Here is a 24,631-nt window from a genome sequence, read left to right as displayed (position 1 = left end):
TTATTCCCCATCCTTTAAAGGCATTTGTTCCATCTTCGTGTACAAGGTTGAACTGGATTTACGGTAAACCCAGAACAAGACACCAACGAAAAACAGAAAGAAAATCAAAAGACCCAAAGCCGTAAGGTGTGTGTCTGTAAAAAATTTTAATCCTTCTTGTTTCATTGTACTTTTCCTTTCTGACCCAACGACTGAAGGTAAGCGATCAAAGCAATGATTTCTTTTTTCGCAAGTCCTTTCGGAGCGCCATTGGATTCTAGATCTGCGGCAATTTCCTGCGCTTGTTTTTGCGCATGAATATCGGCGTTGGCGATGACATCTTGTTCGTACGGAACTCCAAGCTCACTCATCACAGATAATTTTTTACGAAGACCTAAGAAATCCGTGTCTTTTTCTGCAAGCCATGGATAGTTCGGCATAATACTCTTTGGAGTCACAGCGCGAGGATCCATCATATGGCTGTAGTGCCAAAGATTCGGATATTTCTTTCCTAAACGCGATAAATCCGGACCCGTGCGTTTTGATCCCCACTGAAACGGATGATCGTACATGGACTCTTCCACAGTGGAAGCTTTTCCATACCGAAGAACTTCAGAGGCAATCGGACGAATTTGTTGAGAGTGACAAACGTAGCAACCTTCTTTGATATAAATATCGCGGCCCGCAAGCTCCAGGGGAGTGTAAGGATCAATGATATTATTAGGGCTTACGTACTTGTGTAAAGAAAGTGTCGGGTAAATTTCAATCACCGAACCGACTGCAATCGCCAAGAAAGCAAGAATTGAGAACGCCAATCCCATGCCTTCAAGTTTACGGTGAGCTTCTTTTGTGACTTCGTCAAAGCCTGTGCGTTCCACCAAAACTTCTTTGGCTTCCACAGTCTTTGGTGCCATTTGAATTGTTTTGAAGATGTTGTAACACATCATCAAGAAACCAGTCAGGAAGAGGAATCCACCCACTGCGCGCACCCAATATAAAGGCACGATACGCACCACAGTCTCGATGAAATCAGGATATGTCAAACTTCCGTCAGCGTCGACCGCTCTCCACATAAGACCTTGAGTGATCCCCGCTACCACCATAGAGATGTAGTATAGAAGAACACCTGTCAGTCCAATCCAGAAATGATTTTCTAAAAGTTTTTTAGAATAAAGCTCTGTCTTCCAAAGACGAGGTACAAGATAGTAAATCATCCCGAAAGTTAGGAAACCATTCCAACCCAAAGCTCCTGAGTGCACGTGACCGATGATCCAGTCAGTGTAGTGACCCAATGCTGAAACAGATTTAATTGAAAGCAACGGTCCTTCGAATGTCGACATGCCGTAAAAAGTTAAAGCTGCAACAAAGAACTTAATCAATGGCTCTGTACGAAGAAGATGCCAAGAGCCTTTCAACGTCAAAAGACCGTTGATCATTCCACCCCAAGACGGAGCCCACAACATAATCGAGAAAACCATTCCCAATGTTTGCGCCCATTCTGGCAGTGAAGTGTAAAGCAAGTGGTGAGGACCGGCCCAAATATAGATAAACACCAACGCCCAGAAGTGCACAATCGACAGACGGTAAGAATAAACCGGGCGGTTGGCGGCTTTAGGAACATAGTAGTACATCAAGCCCAAGAACGGAGTTGTTAGGAAAAACGCAACGGCGTTGTGACCATACCACCATTGCACCATCGCATCTTGAATGCCTGCATACACCGGGTAAGACTTAAACAGTGAAACCGGAATTTCAATAGAGTTAATGATGTGCAAAACAGCGACCGTGATGATTGTTGCGATGTAGAACCAAATCGCCACGTACATGTGTTTTTCACGACGCTTGCGAATCGTCATAAAGAAGTTCAAGGCAAAAATCACCCAAACGACAGTGATCGCAATATCAATCGGCCATTCAAGCTCTGCATACTCTTTGGACTGGCTGTAGCCCAAAGGCAAAGTAATTGCGGCAGAAAGAATAATTAATTGCCAACCCCAGAAGTGCATCTTTGAAAGCAAATCTGAAAACATGCGAGCTTTTAAAAGTCTTTGCGAAGAGTGATAAATTCCGGCAAAGATCGCATTTCCTGCAAAAGCAAAGATCGCCGCATTTGTATGAAGAGGGCGCAGACGACCGAAAGTGATCCACTCCATATTGGCATTCAAAGGCCAATAAGCGAGTTGCAAGGCAGCAAGCAAGCCGAATAAAAAGGCAGCTCCGGCCCAGATCAGAGTGGCGAGAATGAATTTTTTTACGATATCATCATCGTAATATATTTTCTCGATGAGGTTTCCAGTTGTTTTCACGAGTGTTTCCTTTCGTTATCATCATTTAAAATTCTATGTGCAGGAGTTTCCAGGTCATCAAACTGACCTTTTGAAGTGGCCCACAAAAAAGCGGACACAAAACCGATTCCTAAAAGCAAAGCCATCGGAATCATCAGAGTTAAAATATTCATCGGAACCCCCAAAGACTCGAAAGAATGATGGCCAAAGAGCTCAAAGGCATTAAAATTGCCGCCATCATTGGGTTGATAAACCCCATCAATGCTAACGTTCCACCAAGAGTATTATAGACAAGGGAAATAGTAAGATTGCGCACCAGCACGCGGCGGGTTTGTTTTGCCAGATTCATCAGATCAAACAAAGGAGACAGTCCTCCGCGCATAAAGTAAATGTCGGCACTTTGTAAGCTTAAATCGACACTTCCTTTAACCGCGATACCGACATCGGCGGATTGCAGACTTAAAGAGTCATTGGCGCCATCACCGATCATGCAAGTGTCGGTGTATTTTTCAAGGATTGCTTTTTTATCTTCGGGAAAGAGTTCACCGTAAGTGTTCTCGCGGGAAATTCCGCAAGCGTCGGCGGCCTGTTGAGCGCGAGTTTTTTTATCACCGGAAAGCAAAAAGCATTCTATATTTTGACGCTGCAAGCTCTGTACGGAGGAGCGAGAATCACCACGAAGAGCGTCGATAAAGTAAATGCGTGCGACACTTGTGCCATCTTTTAACACTTCGATGCCGGTTTCCACTTCGTGAGTGCTTTCTGCCAGATGACGAATTTCATAATGACATCCCTGGATATCACCATGAACTCCACGGCCCAAAGTTTCTTGAACATTGGAAGCTTCAATGAGTTCTGAATTATGAGCCCAAGCTTTGCGGAGAGCAAAAGCCACGGGATGATAAGAAGCGGCTTCAAGGCCCAAAATCGCTCTTTTAAGATCTTCTGGAATATTCGAAGGCTCTGAATGAGAAATTTGCAAATTACCTTCAGTGAGCGTGCCTGTTTTATCAAAGAAAATATGACGAACTTTAAGAATGCGCTCAAGACTTGTGGCATCCTTGAGAAGTATTCCGAGTTTCTGCGCCTTCTTTAACGCCAAACCGAAAGTCAAAGGCGAACCAAAAGCCAAGGCGCAAGGGCAGGCCAGGACAATCAATGCCAATGACCTATTAAAGGCTTCCGTCGGATTAACGCTCATATATAAAAAGAAGAAAAGCAAAGCGATACTAAAAACTGTAACAATTAACTTTTGCGCAAGTTTATCGGACAGAGTAATAAAGTGACTTTTTTGCAAAGCATTTTGATCAAGCTGTTTTAGAAGAATTCCAAGCTTGCTTTCAGTAAAAGGAACTTTCACGCGAATCAAAATCGATTCGTCTAATACTTTTGTGCCAGCAAAGAGCGACATGCCGCGGGAAAATATTTTTGGCAAAGATTCACCATTAAATAAAGACATGTCTAAGTTCGCCTGCGAAGACTCCAAGAGAGAATCCGTCGGCAAAGTTTGGTGGCGCTGAATTTTTAAAAGATCACCGGGTTTCGCACTTGACCAAGGAATGCTTTTTTCTTCGCCATCTTCAACGAGAATGTACTTTTCAGTTTTGAAGAAGGACTGCACACGTGTCGGCGACAGATAATTCTGCTGAACTCTTTTTAGAAGATATCGGGCTGACAGAATAAAAAACATAAAGCTTGCCGTACTATCGTAATAGATAGCGCCGTCTTGCTTCACAAGGTTCACTGTTGAAAGTGCAAATCCCGAAAGCATCGCCACTGTGATTGGCAGGTCGACATTCACGACTTGATATTTCAAAGAATTCCAGGCGCCCTTATAAAAGGGAATAGCGCTGTAAAATAAAATAGGCAGGAACAAAAGAAAGCTTAAAAAATTAAAGATATGAGCCCAAGTTCCCGCAAGCCCCGCATAAACGGGAATCACAAAAAGCATCGTGTTCCCGGCGCAAAATCCGGCCACGGCGATACGTTTAAGATGAGTGCGGTTTTCCTTTTTATATTTTTCAACGATATTGTCTTGCGGTGAAAGTAAAGTGGGTTTGTATCCCAACTCCTGAATAACGTGGGCCGTTTGCGCTAAAGATCCCGCATCAGAAATTTTGACAGCCACTGTGGACTGCCCGAAATTCACGCGGGCTTTTTCTACGTGTTCGTAAAACTGGGGAAGTTTTTCTAAAAGATGGACACAAGAGGAACAGTGCAGACCCTCTGCAAAGAAAAGAAAATTGAAATCGTCCTGATTTTTGTGGCGATAGAGATCGCGGAACTCTGGCTGATCTAAATAAGAAAACGGATTTTGAGCGACGGCAAGGACAGGCATCTCTTTGACTTGCGTATCAAGAATTTCGCAAGCACGACAGCAGTACGCATCCCCTTGGGTAGGGATTCCGCAGTAGTTGCAATTTGTAGCCACGTTTAGGTCCATGTGCTGTCTCCGTTGTACCTACTATCGATTTTTTAGAAGGTTATTTCTATGACGGACATCATAGTCTTGGTAAATATGAGGACGAAATAAATATTTTTTTACACCGGGAGGGTGGAAGGGTGCTGCAAATTGTTGCGCAATTAAATACTTCTAGACTAGCGGACGTCGGCGCGCTCGCGCAGTTTTTCTTTAGAAAGAATGCGAATACTACGACCGTCGGTTTGGTCAATGAGGCCTTCTTTCTCAAACTGAGAAAGAGTACGAATCACAGTCTCAGGAGTCGTCCCGGCCCATTGAGCGATTTCTCGACGGGTCCAGTTTTGGTGCGAGAAGTGATCTTGGAGGAATAAAAGCGCTTCGGCAATTCTTTCTGAAGCTCCTTTATCCATTTGATCCATCCACTTTTCTTCAGCCATACGGAGATCTTTAGAAATGTGCGACAAAAGTTTCATCGCGAGGTCCGGATGGGTCTTAAAGATATTCATGATTTCTGCCTTCGGAAGAAAGCAAAGTTCACAGTCTTCAACCGCGACGGCCGAAGCGTGATAGGGCTCACCAGCAAAAAGGGAACGGTAGCCCAAAGCTCCGCCGGCGCCGATCATGCGCAAAGTGTGGGCTCCGCCAGAAGCTGAAGTTACTTCGAGCTTTACCAAGCCTGATTGAATCGTGAAAATTCCTAAAGGGTCATTGCCAGCGTAAAAAATCACCTGACCTGCCTTATAACGGCAAGTGACACGTGCTTTTTCAATCATCAAAAGTACATCTGGTGAAGAACACAAAAGACTATCAAAACGCATTCCGCAGGATTGGCAGGACGAATTGTGTGTAGGCGTAGGACAGTCGCGTTTCGTTGACATATAAAGATAATAGTATCAAACAAAAGTACTTTCGTCACTGAAGTTTCTCTCGGATCGAGAAAGAGCCAGGTGCAACATTTCACTGTCATCGAGACCTTTGTAGAGAGGTGTGTTAAGACGATAAGCCGCCTCCAGAGCGCCTTGCGGGAAACTCCAAGGATCCAAAATCGCTTTAAACAGCTTTAAAAACTCTGTCTCAACTTGAGGAGGCAAAGGAGCATTCATCGCGGCATTTTCCCGGCGTTTGAAATATCCCAATAAAATCGCTTTCAAAGTCTTCAGTAAATGCAGTGGTACCGAATTCATATCCGACATTAGATAGTGAAACTCACCTTTAAAGGTGATGTCGCCCGAGAGCATTTTTTGAATTTCCGGAAGCTTCTCAATCACGAGAAGTTTTTGGCAAAAGTGAATCTGCGCTTGAGCTTTGACGGGGTCCGCAAAAAAATGATCGGCGTGAATCAGGTCGTGAACGATAAACCCCAAAACATCACGACCTTCTTCCACGAAATGACAGATTTCATTTTCTTGAATCAACATGCTGATACAACGCAACCCCTGGGCCTGCATTTCCAGAACTTCTTCTGGAGTCGGCACTGTTGTCAGAAGACGCAAAGGATAGCGTCCCGAGCTCCAGGCACTTAAAGACTGTTGAACTGAAAGTGGAATGGACCGCCAGCTCATGGAGCAAAAGTGTTCAACAAAAGAAACCGGACTGTTCAACCTTTGCAGAGATTTCGAATCACGCAAAGAAGCGGGCAGTGAGTTTTGTAGAACGCTTAAGACTTTTTCTGACGAAACGGCGTTTTGGCTTTTGTCACGGTCTAAAAGTTCGTTATGAACTCCACCTAAAAAATCTTTAGGCCGACGGAGAAACGCAAAAATCAGGATGTAGGCACTGGCCATTTCGACATCATTAAGGCTTCCCGTGCGCCAGAGTTGTAAAAAACTTTGCAAACACTGAAAAGCCAATGGCCCCTGATTTTTTAAAAATTCATCGTCCAAGAGGCGATGGCGAAAACGACCGGCACGTAACATAATCTCTGTTGTATTTAAATCCTTAACGGAAGTCTAACAAATTACTCATTGCCAACCGCGCCGAGGCCGCATCTAATTAAGTAAAACAACAACTTCCTAGGGATTGGGAGACTTCATGAAGACCTTGCTTCTGATGATCATGTTGCTTGTCGTGTCTGTATCAAACGCCGCCACAGACACATTGGGAAATCCACGGTTTGATGAATTTTACACCGTGAAAGAGCAAGTGGTGAAAAGCCACGAAGCTGACACTCCTTTTGTCAATCCCGCCGATATCGCTCAATCCTTCTGGTCCGACGCTGAAAACCTCTACGAATTAGCTGCAAAAATTTATTCTTTGATTGATTTTGATTATCACCACGAAAAATACGGTGATGTGAATGAGCCCTACAATCGTCAAAAACATTTCGGCACTTGGGTGAATGACCGCCGCGATAACACTTGCTACAACACGCGCGCAAAAGTCTTAATTCGTGACTCTTCGATTCCTGTGGATTTCCGAACAAACGGTTGCACGGTCTCTTCTGGTAAGTGGAGTGATCCTTATGGGGGCCGCGATTACACGAGTGCAGGAGATATGCAAATTGATCACTTTGTACCGTTGAAAAATGCATACATCAGTGGTGCTTACAAGTGGAACGGACAGAAGCGTTGTCTTTATGCGAACTTTCTTGGCAATGACTTCCATCTTCTTGCAGTTTACGGAAAAGAAAACACTTCCAAGAGTGATAAAACTCCAGAAGGTTACATGCCTCCGAACACCGCTTACCAGTGCCAGTACATTGCGCAGTGGTTGAAGGTGAAATTGATTTGGTCTTTGGGACTTACACCGCCAGAAAAAGAAACGGTGCTTGAGCTTCTCCGCACGAACCACTGTGATTTGAATAAAATGACTTACAGTGTGCAAGAATTAGATCAGCAAAGACGTTTTATTGCTGACAACATGAACCTCTGTCAGTAATCAGAGGGAATGAAGTATTCTCATCAAAAAGTTCTAGGGATGTTATGGGGGCTGCATGCGGGAGATTCTCTCGGAGCCCCTTTTGAATTTTTACCGCCGTCACCCGTGTGGCATTTCCATACGGAGATCGTGGGCGGAGGATTCTTTCGCTGGAAAGCGGGCGAGGCTACAGACGATACGGATCTCATGCTCTGTGTTTTGCGCGCTATTGAAAGTCCTGAGCGAATTTCTTTTGATATTTTAAAAACAGAAATGCTGAAGTGGTTTGACAGTCGTCCTCCCGATATTGGCACGACGACGATTCGCGGTTTAAGGAATTTAAAAGCGGGTCTGCCGCTTCGCCTTTGCGGCTACGTGGATAATAAGTTTCAGGGCAATGGTTCACTTATGCGCGTGGCTCCGCTCTGTTTATTAAACAATGATGCTGTAGGTACTTATCAAGGTGGCTTTATCTATTCACTAGAAGAAATCATCGAGACACAAACGAAAATGACTCATGGGCATCAAAACTGCGTGGATAGTGATCGTGTTTTAATCGCGGCTTTAAAAAGTGCGCTTGATGGAAATTCCAAAGAGGTGATTTTTGCAGCCGCTTTAAAAGAAGCAGAGAAGGTTTCAAATCTTATTGCAGAAAAACTAAAAAAAATTCCAACAACATCTTGGGAAGAACTTTCCACATCAGGATTTTGCGTTGATACATTGTGCGCCGGGCTTTGGGCCTTTATGAAATTTAACACACTAGAAGATGCATTGATCGCTGTGATCAACCGTGGTGATGACTCGGATTCTTGCGGTGCCGTGGCAGGAGCGCTTTGTGGTGCTTACTATGGAGTCTCGGCGATTCCAGCGCGTTGGCTTGAGAAATTAGAGATGCGAGAAGAAATTCTCTCGCTTTTACTCAATGCAAAATTAACGCATTGAGTTCGGTTCTGTTTGGAGCTCTTTCTAAAATTGTTTAGTATGTGGGAATGACATACACAACGATTGAACTTTTAGGCGCGATATTTTTTGGTTTGGCAGTGGTACACACATTCATGGTGGGACGTATCCTGCAATGGGCCCATCATTTTCCAAAACAATCTTTGTGGAATAATGTCCTTCATCTTTTAGGTGAAATCGAAGCCGTCTTTGCAATCTGGGCTGCACTTTTCATGATCATTTATATTTCTTTTGAAGGTTGGGGTGCTGCGATTGCCTATCAGAACTCCTTAAACTTCATGGAGCCGTTCTTTATTTTCGCCATCATGGTGGTGTGTTCAACACGACCTGTTTTGGCGGCAGCTCGTCAGGGGATTTTGTTTTTAAGTACGGCGATTCAAAAAATTTTTAGAACTCCTGCAATTCTCACAGATCTTGCGGTGGTTTTAATTCTTGGCCCATTGTCAGGAAGTTTCATTACCGAACCTGCGGCGATGACGGTGACAGCATTTATGCTCAATTCCATGTTGCACAAAGAATCCAATAAATTGATTTATGCTTTGATTGCCGTTCTTTTCGTGAACGTTTCTATTGGGGGAGCCCTGACTCCCTTTGCAGCTCCGCCGATTTTAATGGTGGCGCACAAATGGAATTGGGATTTTACGTTTATCCTGACTCATTTTGGCTGGAAGAGCGCAATTGCGGTTGTGGTAAATACAATCGCCTTGGTTTTATATTTCCGCCGCGAATTTGCCACGAGCTGTATCACTTTGCGTGATGTAGAAAAACGCCTGCACGGATCCCAGGCTGGAATTCCATTTCCTGTGACGTTGATCCACTTAATTTTCCTCGCGGGCATTGTTGTGACAAGCCACCATCAGAATGCGTTCTTGGGGATTTTCTTGCTCTTCTTGGGAGTCGCAACTGTCACTCAACGTTATCAAGATACTTTGCGCCTCAAAGAAAGTCTTTTGGTTTCTATGTTCTTAGGTGGAATCATTCAATTTGGAGCGTTCCAAAAATGGTGGTTAGCGCCCCTTTTAGGAAACATGAGTGATCTGCTTTTGTTTAAAGGCGCTGTGGGGCTGACTGCAATTACTGACAATGCCGCGCTCACATATTTAGGGTCTCAGGTCGAGGGTTTAAGTGAAGCCAGCAAATACGCTCTGGTCGCGGGAGCTATCGCGGGCGGTGGATTGACAATCATTGCAAATGCGCCAAACGCGGCAGGTTATTCGATCCTCAGTCATAAATTTCCCGGAGGAATCAAGCCTTTGAACTTGTTGATTGCAGCTCTCATTCCTACAGCGGTCGCCATTTTCTGTCTTTGGGTTCTTTAACCAATTCTTGAACGTCGAACCCCTCTTAAATATTTTTTGTTTTTCTTTTTAGGAGGGGCTAGACAAAGCTTTTTTCTTTGTTTACGCTTAAAAAATCTCACACGTAAGAAGGAGGTCATCATGATTATGAATACTATGATTTCAATGATGGTACTTCTTCTGTCCCAAAAATAAGATCCTCGTTCAACCCAACGTAAAGATCTGAATACAAATATATATAGTTATTTAATGCTCGTTAGAGCAGTTATGGATTCTTATGAATTTCTTTAGACGTATGTTGTTCTCGCAGGTGAGTCCTTTGGTGAAACTGGCCAAGGCGAAGAATATTTCCGAAGAGGATTTATTGCCCTTGCCTCAAGATCTTAATCCTGAGCATACGGCGATTCCGACAGATAAACTTGTTTGGACAACGCCAAAAGCTTTTTTATTTTCTTTAATTAAGGCCATGAGCGCATACACGCGCCCGGCTTACACTTGGTATTTTGCAAGTTCCACGATGGCCTTGCTTTCGCCGGTGCTGGTCAATCGTTTCGTCGGAGTGATTTCTTCCGGAGTTACGAAAGAGAATATCGCGTGGGCTTTGCTCTATGGTGTTCTTTTAGGCGTGTGTGGATTTTTGTCGGGCCTTTGGATGCAGCACTATTTTTATAACACTCTCAGGTCTTATCAAATCGCGACGAATGTTTTGAATGAAAAGATCTTCCGCCACAGTTTGAAGCTCAGCCAAAGTGCGCGTCAGAAGAATCAAATCGGCGATATTGTGAACCACATGAGTTCCGACAGTGATTCGGTCTCGGACTTTCCATTAGTGATTGGGGATTTGGTGTCGGCCATTTTCTTAATTACCGGTGTTGTCGTGATGCTTTTTTATTATATCGGTTGGTCGGCTTTTGCAGCGTTGGCCGTGCTCTTTACTTTGGCGCCGTTAACCAACTATGTCGCAAAAAAGTTCACACGCCTTGATGAAGAGATGATGGCTCATCGCGATCATCGCGTGACACTTATGACTCAAGCTCTCAACGCAATTCGTGTCGTGAAGTTTTTTGCTTGGGAAAAAAGTGTTTCCAAAGAAGTCACTGATGTTCGTGAAAAAGAACTTTTAAGCCGCCGCCGTTTGGCGCGCGCGGAAGTGATTTCAAGTTTAGGTTACTTGGCGGTGTCGACATTAGTTTTATTTGTCGCGTTAGCAGTGCATGCCTGGCGCGGAGAAACTTTGAATGCGGCGATTATCTTTACGTGTATTTCTTTATTCGGTCTTTTAGAAGGACCGTTCGGGGATTTATCGCGTTTGATTTCACGCTACACCACGGCGGTTGTGGGTGCGGGGCGTATTCTTAACTTCTTAAAGCAAGATGAAGTGGAAATCTCCACGGTCGAAAGCACCAAGCTTGATACACCGGTGGGACTGACTTTGCAAAATGTCACTGTCACTTATCCTGGCTCTCAAGAAGATGTTTTGCGCGGTGTGGATGTAAGCGTACAACCAGGTCAATCATTGGCGATTGTGGGACCTGTGGGATCAGGAAAAAGTTCGCTTCTTTATGGATTGCTCGGTGAAGTGCCTGTCACAAAAGGAACTGTTGAGTTTTTCCCGCTAGAAAGAGGTGAAAGACCCCGCATGGCCTATGTGCCGCAAGAGGCTTACATTATTAATAGCACTCTTTTAGAAAACCTTTCTTTCGGGGAAGAAGTTTCTAAAGAAGAGCTTCGTCGTTCTTTGCACAACAGCTGCTTAAGTCGTGACTTGAAAGAATGGTCCGGTGGTCTTCGCACTGAGATCGGCGAAAAAGGTGTGAATCTTTCGGGCGGTCAAAAACAACGTGTCGCTTTAGCTCGCGCTTATTTGCGCAAGCCCCAAGTGGTTTTGTTAGATGATCCTCTTTCGGCAGTGGATGCAGATACAGAAAAACTTTTGTGTGACCGTCTGATTTTTGGCGCGTGGAAAGATATCACGCGCATTGTGGTGACGCATCGTTTGGAATATTTGCCACAATTCGATCAAGTGATCTTCGTTGAAGACGGTGTCGTCAAAGGATCTGGAACTTTCGAAGAGCTTCTTAAAATCTGCGAGCCATTTGCGGAATTTTATAAAGAACACGGAAAAACGCAAGGCGAGCAGGAGTCCGCTGAAGGTGCCGACGCGGGCAAAGCCGAAAGTCAAAATCTCGCAATGGAGGCCGAGGAAGCTAAAGCCGTTGAAAGCGTAAATGATAAAAAATCCCGCGTGACAGAAGATGAAGAGCGCGAGGTCGGAGCGGTGAAAGGTTCCGTCTACTGGGATTATATCAGTTCACTTGGTGGTGATGGCCGTTATACGAAGCCATTGATTTTAACTGTGCTTCTTTGTGGAGCCGTCGGTGTAACATTGCTTCCGCTTTTACAAAAAGCGTGGCTGTCGTACTATTCGGACCATCAAACTCAGTGGACAGCTTTATCGGCCGTTGGAATTTACGGTTTGATTGGTTTGTCAGTTCTTGTGGGCTCGTTGCTCAATCATCTTTTTTGGTTAGAGCGCGGAATCCGTGCGGGTAAAAACATGCATGATAAAATGCTGAAAAGCGTTTTGTATTCGCCTGTGAGATTTTTTGATTCAACACCGATTGGTCGAATCATTCAAAGATTCTCTCGAGATATCGAATCTGTGGATGTGTATTTACAATGGAGTTTTGACTCTGCGGTTCACTGCTTTTTACAAGTCGTTGTGTCGTTGGTTCTGATCTTAGGATTGATGCCCTTGATGATCGTGGTGATTGGTCCCGTGATGGCGTTGTATTACGTCTTGCAAAGAGACTATCGTCGTCCGGCGCGCGAAGTAAAACGTTTTGACAGCGTGGCAAGATCTCCTCGTTACGCTCACTTTAAAGAAAGCTTGCAAGGTTTGATCGTCATTCGCAGTTTTAATAAAACATCTTGGTTTATGCGCAACTTTTATGACAAACTCGCGCACAGCCAACGCATGTTTTATTCGCATTACTTGATCAATCGTTGGTTCTCGTCACGCATTCCGCTCATTGGGGGATTGATCTCAATGACGACAACCATCGGTGTAACATTGTCTGCCTATGCGGGAGTGATGGATGCGGGAACGGCGGGTCTTGTGACTTTGTATTCTTTGTCGTTCTGGGGATTTTTGAATTGGGGTGTTCGTGTCTTTGCCGATATCGAATCGCGCATGACCTCGATTGAGCGCTTAAAGTTTTTCTCAAATCTACCGTCGGAAAAGTCCGTACTCAAACCAAGTGCGGAGCCTCTTCGTCCAACTTGGCCGGAGTTTGGTGAAATTTCCGTCGAAGGTTTAAAAATCCGCTATGCCGATCATCTACCTTTGGTTTTAAAAGGAATCACTTTTAAAGTCGAAGCGGGAAGTCGCGTGGGGATTATTGGTCGCACGGGTTCAGGGAAGAGCACATTCTTCCAATCGCTTTTTAGATTTATTGAAGCCGAAGACGGACGCATTGTAATCGATGGAGTTGAAACGGCGTCAGTACCTTTAGAAAAACTTCGTCGCAGCCTTGCAATCATTCCGCAAGATCCGACACTTTTCATGGGAACGATTCGTAACAACTTGGATCGCTACAATGAATACACAGACGAAGAAGTAATCGGCGCTTTAAGACATGCTTCGATGTGGGAGTATGTTTCAGACCTTCCGCAAGGACTTCATTCGCCGGTAACAGAAGGCGGGTTGAACTTAAGCCAAGGTCAAAGACAGCTCTTGTGTCTAGCGCGCGCCTTGTTAACAAAAGCCCGTGTGATTGTGATGGATGAAGCCACCGCCAGCGTTGACGTGCAAACAGATGCGCTATTGCAGAAAGTAATTCGTCAGTCATTCACAGGTGTCACGATGCTCATCATCGCGCATCGCCTAGGAACCATTGCCGACTGCGATCAGATCGTCGAGATCTCCGCCGGAGAAGTGAAATCCATCCGCAGACCGACTGAGTTTTCAAAAGAAGAAATCGAAGAAAGTTTGGTTTAAGAAGGGGAGGCCACGGTGCCTCCTACAAATAAAAAAAGGGAACCTTGCGGTTCCCTTTTCCATAAGAGCGAAGCTCTCACTTATCCTAAGCTGCGCAGTCCAGTGTCGCAAGCGACACCTCCTCCGCATAGCGGGGATTAGTGACCTGCAGGAGCAGCAGCTTCTTCTTTTTTCTCAGCTTTTTTAGCGTGTTTTTTCTTAGCTGGAGCTTTTGTTTCTTCTTTTTTCATTTCAGCTGCAGGAGCAGCAGGAGCTGTAGTTGTTGCAGCAGCTGCAGGAGCAGTTTCGTTAGCTTGAGCAACTACACCAGCAAAAACAAGAGTCATCAAAACAGAAGCGATTTTCATAGTAACCTCCTAATGGTTATTGTTAGCTTCAATTGGAAACACTAGAAGATTAGCAAACAGTGTTAAAACCCCCATTAAAACCGAATTAAATGTTTTTAATTTCAAAACTAAATCTCGCACCGTGTCCTGAATGATTTTGCGCAGTTAGCTTAGCCTCATGAAGAATGGCTATTTTTTGAGCAATCGCTAAACCCAGACCAAAGCCCTTAACTCGTGTCTCCATATTAGACCCGCGAGAAAAGCGTTCGAAAATGAATGGAAGAAGTTCTTCAGGAATGCCGGGGCCGTTGTCATCCACGATAAGTTCAGTCACATCTTCTTTCCAAACCAAAGTGACAGTCACAACTTCACCGTTCGGAGAATACTTGATCGCGTTCTCAATCACATTCGTCACAAGATTCTGAAGAAGATCATTATCTCCACGGACCATTTTGCGATCTTCGGATGTCTCGTTGTTGATATTGAGTTTAATTTTGATATTTTTTGAACTTGCAAGCTTCTCACAACGAGGCAGCACTTCAAAGATCAACTCATCCAAGGCAATCTCTTGCATGTTTAAAGCGCCAATCCCGGCATCGACGCGAGCCAAGAGCAACATCTCTTGCACAATGCTTGACAGATTATCCACCTCTTGCAAACCGCTTTTAATAAACTGATCGATATCTTTTTTCTCAGTCTTTTGCAGAAGCTCCAATTCCCCACGCATGATCGTTAGAGGAGTGAGCAGCTGATGAGAAGCATCCGCGACGAAACGCTCCTGACTTTGAAAGGCCTGCTGAATACGGTCGAGCATTTCATTCAAAGTTAAAGCGAGAGTTTTAATCTCGTCATTGGCATTAGGAATAGGAACTCGTTGAGACAGTTCGCTCGCCTTGATTTCTTTGGCGGTGTTAATCATGTTTTTCAACGGATTCAGTGCACGAGCAGAAAGGAAAAGACCACCGAGAGTTGCAATTAACAATACAAAAGGAATACCGACTTGCAAGAGCGTTAAACGCTGCGAGATCTGTGTTTCCATCAACGTCATCGGAACCGCAATTTGCAAAAGAAGCTGCGGTTTTGCAGCGTTGTCTAAAGGAAACGAAATCAATCGGTAAGAATCCGCTTCGGCTGAGGGAATATTGCGGATGTGTTCAATGGTTCGATAAGTCGCTTCTTCACCAGCCCAAATGCGCTCGAAATCTTTTTTATAAGGTGGATTAAATTCCCCGAAATTCCCAACGCGCGCAAGGACGGCACCTGAACTGTGGCGCACTTGAATCAAAGCTGTTCCCAAAGGGAACGGAAGAATTTTACCATGATCTAAGCGCAGGGGAGGAAAGCTTAAATCACCCTTGACCCCAATCTCAATTCCTTCCGAAACGTCGACGGAGTAGTTGAAAAGCGCATCATCAAAGTCTTGTTGAAGCGTATCGATCATCGCCTTGAATAAGAACATATTAAAAAAGATTGTCGTCGCTCCGAAAATCAGAACGAAGATCAAAGACAAACGCAGACGGATGCTGAAACTTGAAAAGAAATTATAAATTCTCTTTAAGAACATAACCCGTGCCTACCACTGTATGAATCAGTCGCTTTGAAAAAGGAGCATCAATTTTCTTACGTAGCAAATTGATGTAGACATCGATGACGTTGCTTTCAGAATCAAAGTGAATATCCCAAACGTGTTCGGCAATAGAAACACGGCCCAAAGGTCTTTCAGGATTACGCATAAAGTATTCAAGCAAAGCGAATTCTTTTGTTGTTAAAGAAATCTCTTGGCCTGAACGGCGCGCTTTACGCTGAATCAAATCCAATTCAAGATCCGCATACTTTAAAGTGTTTGAAGCAACACCATTGCCTGCCGGAGTTTTACGACGAAGAAGAGCACGCACGCGCGCATGAAGTTCGTCAAAAGAATAAGGCTTCGTCAAATAATCGTCAGCCCCAGCGTCAAGTCCATGAACTTTGTCCTTGGTTGTAGAAAGAGCCGTGACCATCAAGATCGGGCCATCGTAACCATCGCGACGGATGTGGCGAGCGGTATCGATGCCGCTTTGATCAGGCAACATCACGTCTAAAATCACAAGATCGTAATCACCTTGAGCCATGTAAGATTCGGCTGCAGAGCCGCACTCGGCAATATCCACTGCATAGCCGACTTCATTCAGACCTTTTTTTAGAAAGTTCGCCATTTTGGCCTGGTCTTCAACGACGAGAATTCGCATGCTGCATGCCTTTCTTATCTTGTTTCTCTTTCATGAAATAGTAATCTAGGACGCCCATCAAGGATTTGTATTTCACAGACAAAGATTTTTTATGCTCCGTGTTTTCACCAGGGATCAAACGCTCATAAGAGCCTTGCCAATCCAGAGCGTGGTCATCAATCGCTTTGCCAGCCGCCAACACTCCGCCGGTGCGGTCGACAATCAGGTTGGAAGCGTTCACGGCAAAGTCGTCACCTTTAGAGAATAAATCACGTCCTAAAGAATTATATTCCTGATTTGAAAGAGCAAGGTTGTACAAAGTGGGAGCGATATCGACTTGCGAACCAAAAGTTTCCGGATCTAATTTTTTACGAATGGCTTCCGGCATGTAAATGTAAAAGGGAACCGAGCCTTTTTGTAAAAGTTCTTGCTCGGTGAAGTTCACAATCCAAAACGTATGGTCACCAGTAACGGCGATAATGACTTTGTCTTTCAAAGGGGATTTTTTAATGCGATCCAAGAATGCAGCGAGCTTATCAGTAGAATAACGATAAGTCGCAAAACGCTGAGCCGCTAAAGCTTTATCAACAATCAGACGAGAAGCCAACTCGTCAGGTACCTTTAATTCTGGAGATTCATAACTTGCGGGAAGCTGATAAGGAGGATGATTGGTCGTCGTCATTGTGAGCAAGAATTGCGGTTCTTTGGCGTCACTCAAAGTTTTAAAGACATAATCAAAAACATCTTCATCATAGATGCCCCAATCATGTTTTTCTTTAAGTCCACCAAGGCCCTCGGCGATCTCTGTTTCACCTTCAACCGTGTCAAAATCCTGCATCAAGGCAAACTTATTCACTTCGCGCCAGCCGGGATTTCCACCATACAAGAATCTTGCTTTGTAACCGGCACTTTTAAATACACGTGCAGGACTTGAGCGGAAAGGCACTTGCAGGTAATCACTCTCTGTCAAAAACTCACTGATCGGTCTTTGAGGGGAGCCAATCATCAAGCAGCTTAAACTTCCAATCGTCGCATTGGTGCTCGAAAGAAAATGCGTCAGATAAGTGTCTTCATGAAGATGCTTTTTAAAGTTCCCAACCAAATCAAAACTGGGATCTTGGTATTTAAACCAGTAAGCCCCTAAAGACTCCATCGTCAAAACCACGACATGAGGACGCGTTTTTTCAGCCCAAGGATTTGGAGGGGTTTTGTGTTTCATTAATTCCAAGGGATCAGCAGGAACTTTATCCAAAGGGATCTGATAAAAATCCGCAAAGGCTAAAGCCGGATTGTCACCGTAGCCATAATGACGAAGATTGCTATCCCATTTTGAGGTCTGCAAAGACTTTAGTTCAATGGCGCGAGAAAAAGCGCGTGTGCCGTTAAAGCATAAATGATTCACAAAAATACTTTTAGAAATCCCGGTGTCCATTTCGCTTAAAGGAAAAAGTGCTAAAGAACCGCGGGCTCCGACGCCATTAAGCAAGAACAACGCAAAAAAGAATAGCACGAAAATAGGATAAGAAACGGCGTAGGACTTTAACGGAAGCCATTCCCGACCTTCCGTAAAGTTGATCTTTAAACCCTTCCACAAACAGTAAGTGAAAACACCAAGCCCTAAGAAAATCCAAACAATGGGGTAATTTCTCCACATGGTTTTGATTAAGGCCGTCGTGTCGTCAGTGAAAAAACCAAAGATCAAAACATTGATACGGTCTTGATAGAAACTATAAAACCCGAAATCCACCGCAGAAATAAATGTCACGATCAAAAGCATGACGGTGTAGTAGGGGATTAAAAACTTTGTGAAGCGCGAAAAGATTTTTCCTAAGAAACCTTCAAAGCCCTTCCAGAAAGAGAAAAGGCTTAGCAAAAACAAAATCAAAAAAGGAATGGCGTTGATATAAAATAAAACCGTGCTGTCAAAGCGCGCGCCTAAAACAAACGCGTGAAGAACATCACCGTGCAGTTGCGAAAGTTCTTGGGAATTTCCGTAGTAAAGATAGAAAGCGACTCGCCACAAAAAGCCAATCACGATGAAGACCGCATTCACGATCAGAATGCGTTTTAAGTACAGCCAAGATTGGTTAAGCCACTGCGCCCGGGATGTTTTCATTGAAGGCTGAAAATCTCACTTCCCGAGCGCTTACGCAAGATGAATCAGATGGGGCTCAGTCTGGAATTTTTCCGAAATCCCAAGGTTTGTTCGGGTCTCCGGAACCTTCCGTGCTTTTGCTTTTTTCAACGGTCTTAATACGTTTTTCAGTCGTCGCGACAACTTTCACAGGTTTGCCTGTGGGTTTACGACTGTCTTCGAGATCTTTAAGCATCTTGGCATAGTGCTCCGTAGAGCGCAAAAGGCTGTATGCGCCTTTGTTCTCTCCTTCAAAAAACACCTCAACGCCATCGCTTTCTTCGCGCACCACTTTCACTTTGGCGCTAAAGCTTTTGGTTTTTTCAGGTTCTGCTTCCTGCTCATAAAGGTTTGTATTGATCTTCTTGGGCGGGGCCTGTTCTTGGGCCTGCGCATCACCCGCGAGGAATAAGACGACGATGAAACTCAGCATTGTTTCCCCCTTTCTCAATATAATGCACGGCCTTTTGTTGCCACGCAATAGGGCTTATAGTACCGTCCATGATTGTAACGAGGAGACCTTATGAATCTTGGTTGGACTGAAATCCTATTGATTGGCGGCATTGCTTTACTTCTTTTTGGCCCAAGCAAACTTCCCGGATTGGGACGTTCTATGGGAGAGGCGATCCGTGGTTTTAAAAAAGGCCTGAACGAAGACGCTTCTCAGGAACGTGAAGTTGGTAAGCAAATTCCTCAAAATCAAGAACAGCCTCTGAATCAAACTCAAGAGGAAAAAGACTCTCACAAACAATCATGAGCTCAGAAAAAATTGCCCTGACTCAGACTGTGCAAAAAGGAGGATGTGCCGCGAAGGTGGCCGCCTCCGAACTTCGTAAAATTTTGCAACAGGTGAAGTTCCCGGTCCCTCATCCTAATCTTCTGGTGGATGGCGGTCTTTTTGATGATGCGGCAATTTACAAAGTGAACGACGAAATCGCGCTCGTTCAAACTCTCGATTTTTTTACTCCCATTGTTGATACTCCCAAACTTTTCGGTGAAATCGCGGCGGCCAATGCGCTGAGCGATGTCTATGCCATGGGCGGAAAACCAAAAACGGCGATGGGTATTTTGGCGTTTCCAATTGCCACTATGCCAGAGCACGTGATCGTTGATGTGATGCAAGGGGCGAGTGATAAAATCGCAGAAGCCGATGCCAATTTCGTCGGCGGTCACTCAATTGACGACGATACTTTGAAGTTCGGTCTTTCCGTCACAGGTTTTGTTCATCCTGATCATGTATGGTCCAACGCTAAAGCTAAACCCGGGGATCATTTGATCCTGACAAAAGCTTTGGGTACGGGCACTATGACGGCCTCTTTAAAGCGTCAAGAATCCACGGAAGAAGATATCATGGAGGCTTTGCTCAGCATGGCCACTGTGAATAACGCCATTGATTTTATTCCTGCAAATCTGGTGAACGAGGTTCGTGCGGCGACAGACATCACAGGCTTTGGACTTTCGGGGCATTCGATGCAACTAGCGAAAGCAAGCCAAGTCAGTTTACGAATTCACTCACAAAAACTTCCGCGTTTTGCGAAGACTATGCATTGCCTGGAAAAGGGTTTTCTGACGAAGGCTCATAGAAGCAATGCTCAATACACGGAAGACTCCATTGACGTTTCTAAACTAGACGCTCTTCATAAATTATTGATTCATGATCCACAAACCAGCGGAGGCTTGCTCTTAAGCGTGTCTCCGGAAGTGAGCGGTTTGATGGTTCAGGCCTTGCGTGCGAAGTTTAAATCTGCTGAGATCATTGGAGAGGTTATTGCTCGCCAAGATAAAGCAGTGATCTTCAACTAAATGAAGAATATTAAACCGGAACATCTTAAAGATTTATTTATTCATGATGTGCCACTGATTGATGTGCGCGCTCCGGTGGAATTTGTCCAAGGAAGCCTTCCTGGATCTGTGAATCTTCCCATTCTTAATGACATTGAACGCGCCCGTATTGGCACGACCTACAAAGAGCAGGGGCAAGAAGCCGCCGTGAAGCTTGGCTATGAATTGATCTCTGGCTCCGTCAAAGAAGAACGCCTTGAAAAATGGAAAAGTTTTATCGCGCAAAATCCGAATGCGGTGATTTATTGTTTTCGCGGTGGAAAAAGATCGCAGATCACTCAGCAATGGTTGAAAGATGCGGGTGTTGAACGGCCGTTGATTGTTGGCGGTTACAAAGCCAGTCGTCAATTTTTGATAGATACGATCGAACGGTTTTCAAAACATCAAGAACTGCTGGCTCTGTGCGGGCCGACGGGAAGTGGAAAGACCGAGTTCCTAAAAAAAGCTGATGCTTTTTACCCTACGATAGATTTGGAATTCTTCGCGCAACACCGTGGTTCGGCTTTTGGGGCTTTGGATAGGGCGCAACCGACCCAAATTAATTTTGAAAATCTGTTGGCTGTGCGATTTCTTAAGCTTGAGGACAAGGGGCTTGGAAATTTAAGACCCATCGTCGAAGATGAAAGTCGTTTAATCGGAAAGGTTTATCAGCCTACAAGTTTCTTTGATCGTTTGCGTGCTTCACAAGTCATCTGGTTGGATGAGCCTTTTGAGACTCGGCTCGAGAATATTTATAAAGATTACGTCCTAATGACCGCGATTGGTCAGCACATGGGACAGGCTCCGCGTTGCTTAGAAGAACAGCAGATTCTGACGTCTCAAGCTCTCAAGGTTTTTGAAAAATACAAAATTTCTTTGCACGCTATTTCTAAGAAGCTTGGGGGATTGCGGACTCAAGAAGTCTTGGCGGATTTGGAAAATGCCGAGCAGGATTATTTGAATAAAAATGAAGTCGAGTCGAACAAGATCTGGATCGAGAAACTTCTAAAATATTACTATGACCCACTTTATCTTTCCTCTTTGGAGCGCCGACAGGTAAGCCCGATCTTCAAAGGTTCCGCTGAAGAAGCTTTGCAGTTCCTTAAAAATCTGAAACCCTGATCGTTATTTCTCTGCGCGTTATCTGTTTGAAACGGCGAGAAATCGTCGCAAGATATGGCGTTAGCAAATTAACAACCTTTAAGGGGAGACAACATGAATAAGTTAGTTCTTGGTGGTCTTGTTGTAGCTGCAATGGCTTTTACAACAGCTTGCCAAAAGAAAGTTAAGCTCGACACTGATATGAAAAAAGCGAGCTACGCTATCGGCCAACAAATCGGTGGCAACTTGAAACAACAAAACATCGATTTCGATGCTGACGCTTTGGCGCAAGCTTTGAAAGATGCAGGCGCAGGTAAAAACGAAATGTCTAAAGAAGACATGCAAGCTGCGATGATGAAACTTCAAGAAATGGCGATGAAAAAACAACAGGAAGCTGCTGAAAGCAATGCTAAAGCTGGTAAAGACTTCTTGGAGAAAAATAAATCTGCTGCTGGAGTTAAAACAACAGCTTCGGGTCTTCAATACATCGTTGAAAAAGAAGGCACTGGCGCTTCTCCTAAAAAAGAAGACGTAGTAAAAGTTCACTACAAAGGAACTTTGACGAACGGTGAACAATTCGATTCATCTTACGATCGTGGTCAACCAGCTGAATTCCCAGTTGGCGGCGTGATCCCAGGTTGGACAGAAGCTCTTCAATTGATGAAAGTGGGCGGCAAAGCTAAACTTTTCATCCCACCTGAGCTTGCTTACGGTCCTTCTGGTCGTCCGGGCATCCCACCAAATTCAGTTCTAGTTTTCGACGTTGAGTTGATCGACATCGTAAAACAAGACAAAAAAGCTGAAGCTAAAAAGAAATAATGATCGATTTTAGCAAAGACCCTTTTGAGCATTTCGATCGCCTTCTTAAAGAGGCGATCGCAAAGCAAGTCCCTGAGGCCAATGCGATGTCAGTGGCGACAGTGGATGAAGAGGGTGTGCCCTCCGTGCGAATCGTCTATCTAAAAGACGTTTCCAAGGGGGGCTTTGTTTTTTATGGCAACTACAAAAGTCATAAAGGCCAAGACATCGCTATCAATGAAAATGTCTGTTTGAATTTCCACTGGCCCGTTTTGTGGCAACAAATCCGCATCACCGGAAAAGCTGAAAAGATCTCTTCCGAAGAAAGTGACGCGTACTTTGCAACTCGCGCACGCTTAAGTCAGATCGGAGCTTGGGCTTCTCATCAAAGTGAGATTATTCCCGATCGTGATTGGTTGGTTCGTCGTGTGGCTGAATACGAAAAACAATTCGACGGACAAGTCGTTCCTCGTCCTCCGCACTGGGGCGGATGGAGAGTCATCCCAACAGAAATTGAATTCTGGTTCGGTCTTAACGGTCGACTCCACGAGCGTTACGTCTATCAAAGAGACGGCAAAGTGTGGAAGACCTTCATGAGAAGCCCTTAAAGGTACGGACTTACTTTTGGTAGCGCTGTTGCGCTATTTGTACTCGAAAACGCAGGAAGCGGAGTTGTAGTCGCTGGATGTGCATTCGATTTTGTTGAGTTGCGCCCACAAAAGTCTTGTTGTGTGGCTGTCGCCGTCCTTCAATAAATTTTCTTCGATCATTCTTTGGATCAAAGAGATTTGTCCGTAGTGGCAGTTTTCGTCGTTGATTTCTTTACCGTTGCAAAGTTTTTCGTCGTCGTCCGGATATTCGTACATATCAACGTGTTGGCCGACGGAGTTGTCGGCAGAGACATGGATCATTCTTCCGCCTGAAGGACTTGCGTCGGCGTCGTAGGAGCAGTTCACGTTTGTAAGAGTGTATTTGCAGGTGTCTTCTTCGCAATCTGAAGTCGCTGTCAATTCGATCAAACTTTGTTGGATGTAGGAGCCTTTTTCGCCATCGATAGTGCGAGTTTCAGAAGCTAATGAAGTTTGTGCTAAAAGGACAAGGGCAGTCGCGATGGCGAAGTTTTTCATTGAAGCTCCTTGGCTTACGCCGGCTTTATGTTTTCATTTTAGAAAGTTTTCTGAAAAAGACAAAGAGGTTTTGTATTTTTAGCGTCGTCGTTGCTCTTTCCGTCGAGACTGTCATGCTCTTTCCAAAAAAGGAGAATTTTATGCACTTTTTAGCGAAGATCACTATCCCTACTGAAGGCGGCAATAAGTTTGTCTCTAGCAAAAACTTTAATGAACGCATGGATGATTTGATGTCGGGTCTCAAGCCTGAGGCTGCGTATTTTTGTGTGGCGGATGGTCATCGCACCATTTTTGCGTTAGTGAACTTGGATTCTGCCGCAGACATTCCGCGCGCGATTGAACCATTCTGGTTGGCCATGGGAGCAAATGTGGATTTGATTCCTGCCATGACTCAAGCCGAGTTTGGTAAGGCTATGCCGGGACTTAAGCAAAGTGTTGAGAAATACGGAAAATCAATGACGACTTAAAGGTCTTCTTTGGTGACGGCGTACAATACTAAATCCACCCATTTGTTGCGCACCAAAAGACGCTTGCGGCTGAGGCCTTCCTTGCGAAGGCCGATGGCTTTTGCGGTTTTGATGGATCTTTTGTTTGTCGGAGCAATCCCAGCTTCAACTCTGTGAAGTTTCAAGTCTTTAAAAGCAATGTGCATCGCTGCTTTGCAAGCCTCTTGCGCGTAACCGTTTCCCCAGTAGTTATTAAAAATCCGATAACCCAAGTAAGCATTTTGAAAAGGCCCGCGGGAAATATCCATCAGGTTTACTGTGCCCAATAAAATCCCGTCATCTTTTCTGAAAATTCCAAAAGAATAAAAGATGTCTTTCGCGCGTTGAACTTTCTGGATTTTCAAAAGTTCTTTGAATTTTTTCTTCGTGAGCTCAGAGTCTTTCCAGTTCGTTTCGTCCCACTCATTTTGTGGAGGACGAAGACAGGAATGGGCCTGCGCCCAGTTTTCGTAATCCGTTTCTTCTAAAGGACGAATAACAAGACGTTGGGTATTTTTATAAAGAGGCACTTTGATAGATTTCATTATTACGAATAAGTCTAAGAGGAATTCGTTCGAGCTTGCAATGATAATAGGTCAATGTATGAGCGCTTTTAACGTAAGCAATGTGATCTTTGTGGCCGACAAGTTTCAAAGTGATTTTTGTCTCAGGCCCTTTGGGAATCGCCACGGCTTTCGGAGTGACGAAGTTAGTTTTTCGATCGTTAAGCCAGATTTCTGCGCCTTCTTGCTCGGAAACAACCATGCACAAACACATCGTAGAGTTTTTTTGAAGTCCTAAAAGTTCGCGCAGATTTTTGAACCAAGCCATG

At 44.5% G+C, this 24,631-nt stretch carries 24 protein-coding genes; 10 read left to right on the top strand and 14 right to left on the bottom strand.

Features of this window, described 5'->3' with window-relative positions; all coding sequences use genetic code 11:
* From AAAA78_RS12135 to AAAA78_RS12110, 6 genes are all read right to left on the bottom strand, one after another.
* Complete coding sequence (locus AAAA78_RS12135) at window positions 1-165, bottom strand: CcoQ/FixQ family Cbb3-type cytochrome c oxidase assembly chaperone (protein ID WP_295899725.1); 165 nt, start codon at window positions 163-165, stop codon at window positions 1-3.
* Window positions 162-2,285, bottom strand: coding sequence for a cytochrome-c oxidase, cbb3-type subunit I (gene ccoN / locus AAAA78_RS12130; protein ID WP_340592312.1), 2,124 nt, complete (start codon window positions 2,283-2,285; stop codon window positions 162-164). Before ccoN ends, AAAA78_RS12135 begins: the two co-directional genes overlap by 4 nt.
* Window positions 2,282-2,437 (bottom strand): cbb3-type cytochrome oxidase assembly protein CcoS, encoded by a 156-nt coding sequence (gene ccoS / locus AAAA78_RS12125; RefSeq protein WP_340592311.1) that lies wholly within the window; start codon window positions 2,435-2,437, stop codon window positions 2,282-2,284. Before ccoS ends, ccoN begins: the two co-directional genes overlap by 4 nt.
* Entirely contained in the window at window positions 2,434-4,707 is a 2,274-nt protein-coding gene (locus tag AAAA78_RS12120; protein ID WP_340592310.1) for a heavy metal translocating P-type ATPase, read from the bottom strand. Before AAAA78_RS12120 ends, ccoS begins: the two co-directional genes overlap by 4 nt.
* A 155-nt stretch (window positions 4,708-4,862) precedes the next feature.
* Window positions 4,863-5,564: a Crp/Fnr family transcriptional regulator gene (locus tag AAAA78_RS12115; protein WP_340592309.1), complete on the bottom strand. Its 702-nt coding sequence runs from the start codon at window positions 5,562-5,564 to the stop codon at window positions 4,863-4,865.
* A gap of 15 nt (window positions 5,565-5,579) precedes the next feature.
* Entirely contained in the window at window positions 5,580-6,602 is a 1,023-nt protein-coding gene (locus AAAA78_RS12110; RefSeq protein WP_340592308.1) for a hypothetical protein, read from the bottom strand.
* Between the two features lie 115 nt (window positions 6,603-6,717).
* Between AAAA78_RS12110 and AAAA78_RS12105 the strand changes: the two genes are divergently transcribed.
* From AAAA78_RS12105 to AAAA78_RS12090, 4 genes are all read left to right on the top strand, one after another.
* Window positions 6,718-7,563, top strand: a complete 846-nt coding sequence (locus AAAA78_RS12105; protein ID WP_340592307.1) for an HNH endonuclease family protein — start codon at window positions 6,718-6,720, stop codon at window positions 7,561-7,563.
* Between the two features lie 9 nt (window positions 7,564-7,572).
* Complete coding sequence (locus AAAA78_RS12100; protein WP_340592306.1) at window positions 7,573-8,484, top strand: ADP-ribosylglycohydrolase family protein; 912 nt, start codon at window positions 7,573-7,575, stop codon at window positions 8,482-8,484.
* A gap of 47 nt (window positions 8,485-8,531) precedes the next feature.
* Window positions 8,532-9,821, top strand: coding sequence for a putative Na+/H+ antiporter (locus AAAA78_RS12095; RefSeq protein WP_340592305.1), 1,290 nt, complete (start codon window positions 8,532-8,534; stop codon window positions 9,819-9,821).
* 256 nt (window positions 9,822-10,077) lie between these two features.
* Window positions 10,078-13,800, top strand: coding sequence for an ABC transporter transmembrane domain-containing protein (locus AAAA78_RS12090; RefSeq protein WP_340592304.1), 3,723 nt, complete (start codon window positions 10,078-10,080; stop codon window positions 13,798-13,800).
* 137 nt (window positions 13,801-13,937) lie between these two features.
* Here the strand turns inward: AAAA78_RS12090 and AAAA78_RS12085 are convergent, their stop codons facing one another.
* The 5 genes from AAAA78_RS12085 to AAAA78_RS12065 form a co-directional block, all read right to left on the bottom strand.
* Window positions 13,938-14,147, bottom strand: coding sequence for a hypothetical protein (locus tag AAAA78_RS12085; protein ID WP_295899758.1), 210 nt, complete (start codon window positions 14,145-14,147; stop codon window positions 13,938-13,940).
* Window positions 14,148-14,232: 85 nt separating this feature from the next.
* The gene (locus AAAA78_RS12080; protein ID WP_340592303.1) at window positions 14,233-15,690 is read right to left on the bottom strand and encodes a sensor histidine kinase; all 1,458 of its coding nucleotides are present in this window, start codon (window positions 15,688-15,690) and stop codon (window positions 14,233-14,235) included.
* On the bottom strand, window positions 15,668-16,354 hold the full coding sequence (locus tag AAAA78_RS12075; protein WP_295899766.1) for a response regulator transcription factor: 687 nt from the start codon (window positions 16,352-16,354) through the stop codon (window positions 15,668-15,670). Before AAAA78_RS12075 ends, AAAA78_RS12080 begins: the two co-directional genes overlap by 23 nt.
* Complete coding sequence (locus AAAA78_RS12070) at window positions 16,335-18,449, bottom strand: LTA synthase family protein (protein ID WP_340592302.1); 2,115 nt, start codon at window positions 18,447-18,449, stop codon at window positions 16,335-16,337. Before AAAA78_RS12070 ends, AAAA78_RS12075 begins: the two co-directional genes overlap by 20 nt.
* Window positions 18,450-18,504: 55 nt before the next feature.
* Window positions 18,505-18,900, bottom strand: coding sequence for a hypothetical protein (locus AAAA78_RS12065; protein ID WP_340592301.1), 396 nt, complete (start codon window positions 18,898-18,900; stop codon window positions 18,505-18,507).
* Window positions 18,901-18,990: 90 nt separating this feature from the next.
* On the opposite strand from AAAA78_RS12065, the gene AAAA78_RS12060 reads away from it, so the two are divergent.
* The 5 genes from AAAA78_RS12060 (at window position 18,991) to pdxH (ending at window position 22,795) form a co-directional block, all read left to right on the top strand.
* Complete coding sequence (locus tag AAAA78_RS12060) at window positions 18,991-19,224, top strand: Sec-independent protein translocase subunit TatA/TatB (RefSeq protein WP_295899775.1); 234 nt, start codon at window positions 18,991-18,993, stop codon at window positions 19,222-19,224.
* Window positions 19,221-20,270: a selenide, water dikinase SelD gene (gene selD / locus AAAA78_RS12055; RefSeq protein WP_340592300.1), complete on the top strand. Its 1,050-nt coding sequence runs from the start codon at window positions 19,221-19,223 to the stop codon at window positions 20,268-20,270. The genes AAAA78_RS12060 and selD overlap by 4 nt, the downstream gene beginning before the upstream one ends.
* Entirely contained in the window at window positions 20,271-21,410 is a 1,140-nt protein-coding gene (mnmH, locus tag AAAA78_RS12050) for a tRNA 2-selenouridine(34) synthase MnmH (protein WP_340592299.1), read from the top strand.
* Between the two features lie 93 nt (window positions 21,411-21,503).
* Complete coding sequence (locus tag AAAA78_RS12045) at window positions 21,504-22,208, top strand: FKBP-type peptidyl-prolyl cis-trans isomerase (RefSeq protein WP_340592298.1); 705 nt, start codon at window positions 21,504-21,506, stop codon at window positions 22,206-22,208.
* Entirely contained in the window at window positions 22,208-22,795 is a 588-nt protein-coding gene (pdxH, locus tag AAAA78_RS12040) for a pyridoxamine 5'-phosphate oxidase (protein WP_340592297.1), read from the top strand. The genes AAAA78_RS12045 and pdxH overlap by 1 nt, the downstream gene beginning before the upstream one ends.
* A 33-nt stretch (window positions 22,796-22,828) precedes the next feature.
* Here the strand turns inward: pdxH and AAAA78_RS12035 are convergent, their stop codons facing one another.
* Window positions 22,829-23,314 (bottom strand): hypothetical protein, encoded by a 486-nt coding sequence (locus AAAA78_RS12035; protein WP_340592296.1) that lies wholly within the window; start codon window positions 23,312-23,314, stop codon window positions 22,829-22,831.
* A 140-nt stretch (window positions 23,315-23,454) separates the two neighbouring features.
* On the opposite strand from AAAA78_RS12035, the gene AAAA78_RS12030 reads away from it, so the two are divergent.
* Complete coding sequence (locus AAAA78_RS12030; RefSeq protein ID WP_340592295.1) at window positions 23,455-23,781, top strand: DUF3303 family protein; 327 nt, start codon at window positions 23,455-23,457, stop codon at window positions 23,779-23,781.
* Here AAAA78_RS12030 and AAAA78_RS12025 read toward each other — a convergent pair.
* Both AAAA78_RS12025 and AAAA78_RS12020 read right to left on the bottom strand, forming a co-directional pair.
* On the bottom strand, window positions 23,778-24,344 hold the full coding sequence (locus AAAA78_RS12025; RefSeq protein ID WP_340592294.1) for a GNAT family N-acetyltransferase: 567 nt from the start codon (window positions 24,342-24,344) through the stop codon (window positions 23,778-23,780). The genes AAAA78_RS12030 and AAAA78_RS12025 overlap by 4 nt on opposite strands.
* Window positions 24,316-24,630: a hypothetical protein gene (locus AAAA78_RS12020; protein ID WP_340592293.1), complete on the bottom strand. Its 315-nt coding sequence runs from the start codon at window positions 24,628-24,630 to the stop codon at window positions 24,316-24,318. The genes AAAA78_RS12025 and AAAA78_RS12020 overlap by 29 nt, the downstream gene beginning before the upstream one ends.
* Window position 24,631: the final 1 nt, after the last annotated feature.

It is taken from the genome of Bdellovibrio sp. BCCA (genome assembly GCF_037996825.1).
Classification (GTDB): Bacteria; Bdellovibrionota; Bdellovibrionia; order Bdellovibrionales; family Bdellovibrionaceae; genus Bdellovibrio.
The sequence above is the reverse complement of the archived record's forward strand: the minus strand, read 5'-3'. Positions and strand labels throughout refer to the sequence as shown.

Bases quoted from the DNA above. Each gene is read 5' to 3' on its own strand.
- AAAA78_RS12135 (WP_295899725.1), bottom strand. From the start codon at position 165: ATGAAACAAGAAGGATTAAAATTTTTTACAGACACACACCTTACGGCT.
- ccoS (WP_340592311.1), bottom strand. From the start codon at position 2,437: ATGAATATTTTAACTCTGATGATTCCGATGGCTTTGCTTTTAGGAATC.
- AAAA78_RS12120 (WP_340592310.1), bottom strand. From the start codon at position 4,707: ATGGACCTAAACGTGGCTACAAATTGCAACTACTGCGGAATCCCTACC.
- AAAA78_RS12115 (WP_340592309.1), bottom strand. From the start codon at position 5,564: ATGTCAACGAAACGCGACTGTCCTACGCCTACACACAATTCGTCCTGC.
- AAAA78_RS12110 (WP_340592308.1), bottom strand. From the start codon at position 6,602: ATGTTACGTGCCGGTCGTTTTCGCCATCGCCTCTTGGACGATGAATTT.
- AAAA78_RS12105 (WP_340592307.1), top strand. From the start codon at position 6,718: ATGAAGACCTTGCTTCTGATGATCATGTTGCTTGTCGTGTCTGTATCA.
- AAAA78_RS12100 (WP_340592306.1), top strand. From the start codon at position 7,573: ATGAAGTATTCTCATCAAAAAGTTCTAGGGATGTTATGGGGGCTGCAT.
- AAAA78_RS12095 (WP_340592305.1), top strand. From the start codon at position 8,532: ATGACATACACAACGATTGAACTTTTAGGCGCGATATTTTTTGGTTTG.
- AAAA78_RS12090 (WP_340592304.1), top strand. From the start codon at position 10,078: ATGAATTTCTTTAGACGTATGTTGTTCTCGCAGGTGAGTCCTTTGGTG.
- AAAA78_RS12085 (WP_295899758.1), bottom strand. From the start codon at position 14,147: ATGAAAATCGCTTCTGTTTTGATGACTCTTGTTTTTGCTGGTGTAGTT.
- AAAA78_RS12080 (WP_340592303.1), bottom strand. From the start codon at position 15,690: ATGTTCTTAAAGAGAATTTATAATTTCTTTTCAAGTTTCAGCATCCGT.
- AAAA78_RS12075 (WP_295899766.1), bottom strand. From the start codon at position 16,354: ATGCGAATTCTCGTCGTTGAAGACCAGGCCAAAATGGCGAACTTTCTA.
- AAAA78_RS12070 (WP_340592302.1), bottom strand. From the start codon at position 18,449: ATGAAAACATCCCGGGCGCAGTGGCTTAACCAATCTTGGCTGTACTTA.
- AAAA78_RS12065 (WP_340592301.1), bottom strand. From the start codon at position 18,900: ATGCTGAGTTTCATCGTCGTCTTATTCCTCGCGGGTGATGCGCAGGCC.
- AAAA78_RS12060 (WP_295899775.1), top strand. From the start codon at position 18,991: ATGAATCTTGGTTGGACTGAAATCCTATTGATTGGCGGCATTGCTTTA.
- selD (WP_340592300.1), top strand. From the start codon at position 19,221: ATGAGCTCAGAAAAAATTGCCCTGACTCAGACTGTGCAAAAAGGAGGA.
- mnmH (WP_340592299.1), top strand. From the start codon at position 20,271: ATGAAGAATATTAAACCGGAACATCTTAAAGATTTATTTATTCATGAT.
- AAAA78_RS12045 (WP_340592298.1), top strand. From the start codon at position 21,504: ATGAATAAGTTAGTTCTTGGTGGTCTTGTTGTAGCTGCAATGGCTTTT.
- pdxH (WP_340592297.1), top strand. From the start codon at position 22,208: ATGATCGATTTTAGCAAAGACCCTTTTGAGCATTTCGATCGCCTTCTT.
- AAAA78_RS12035 (WP_340592296.1), bottom strand. From the start codon at position 23,314: ATGAAAAACTTCGCCATCGCGACTGCCCTTGTCCTTTTAGCACAAACT.
- AAAA78_RS12030 (WP_340592295.1), top strand. From the start codon at position 23,455: ATGCACTTTTTAGCGAAGATCACTATCCCTACTGAAGGCGGCAATAAG.
- AAAA78_RS12025 (WP_340592294.1), bottom strand. From the start codon at position 24,344: ATGAAATCTATCAAAGTGCCTCTTTATAAAAATACCCAACGTCTTGTT.
- AAAA78_RS12020 (WP_340592293.1), bottom strand. From the start codon at position 24,630: ATGGCTTGGTTCAAAAATCTGCGCGAACTTTTAGGACTTCAAAAAAAC.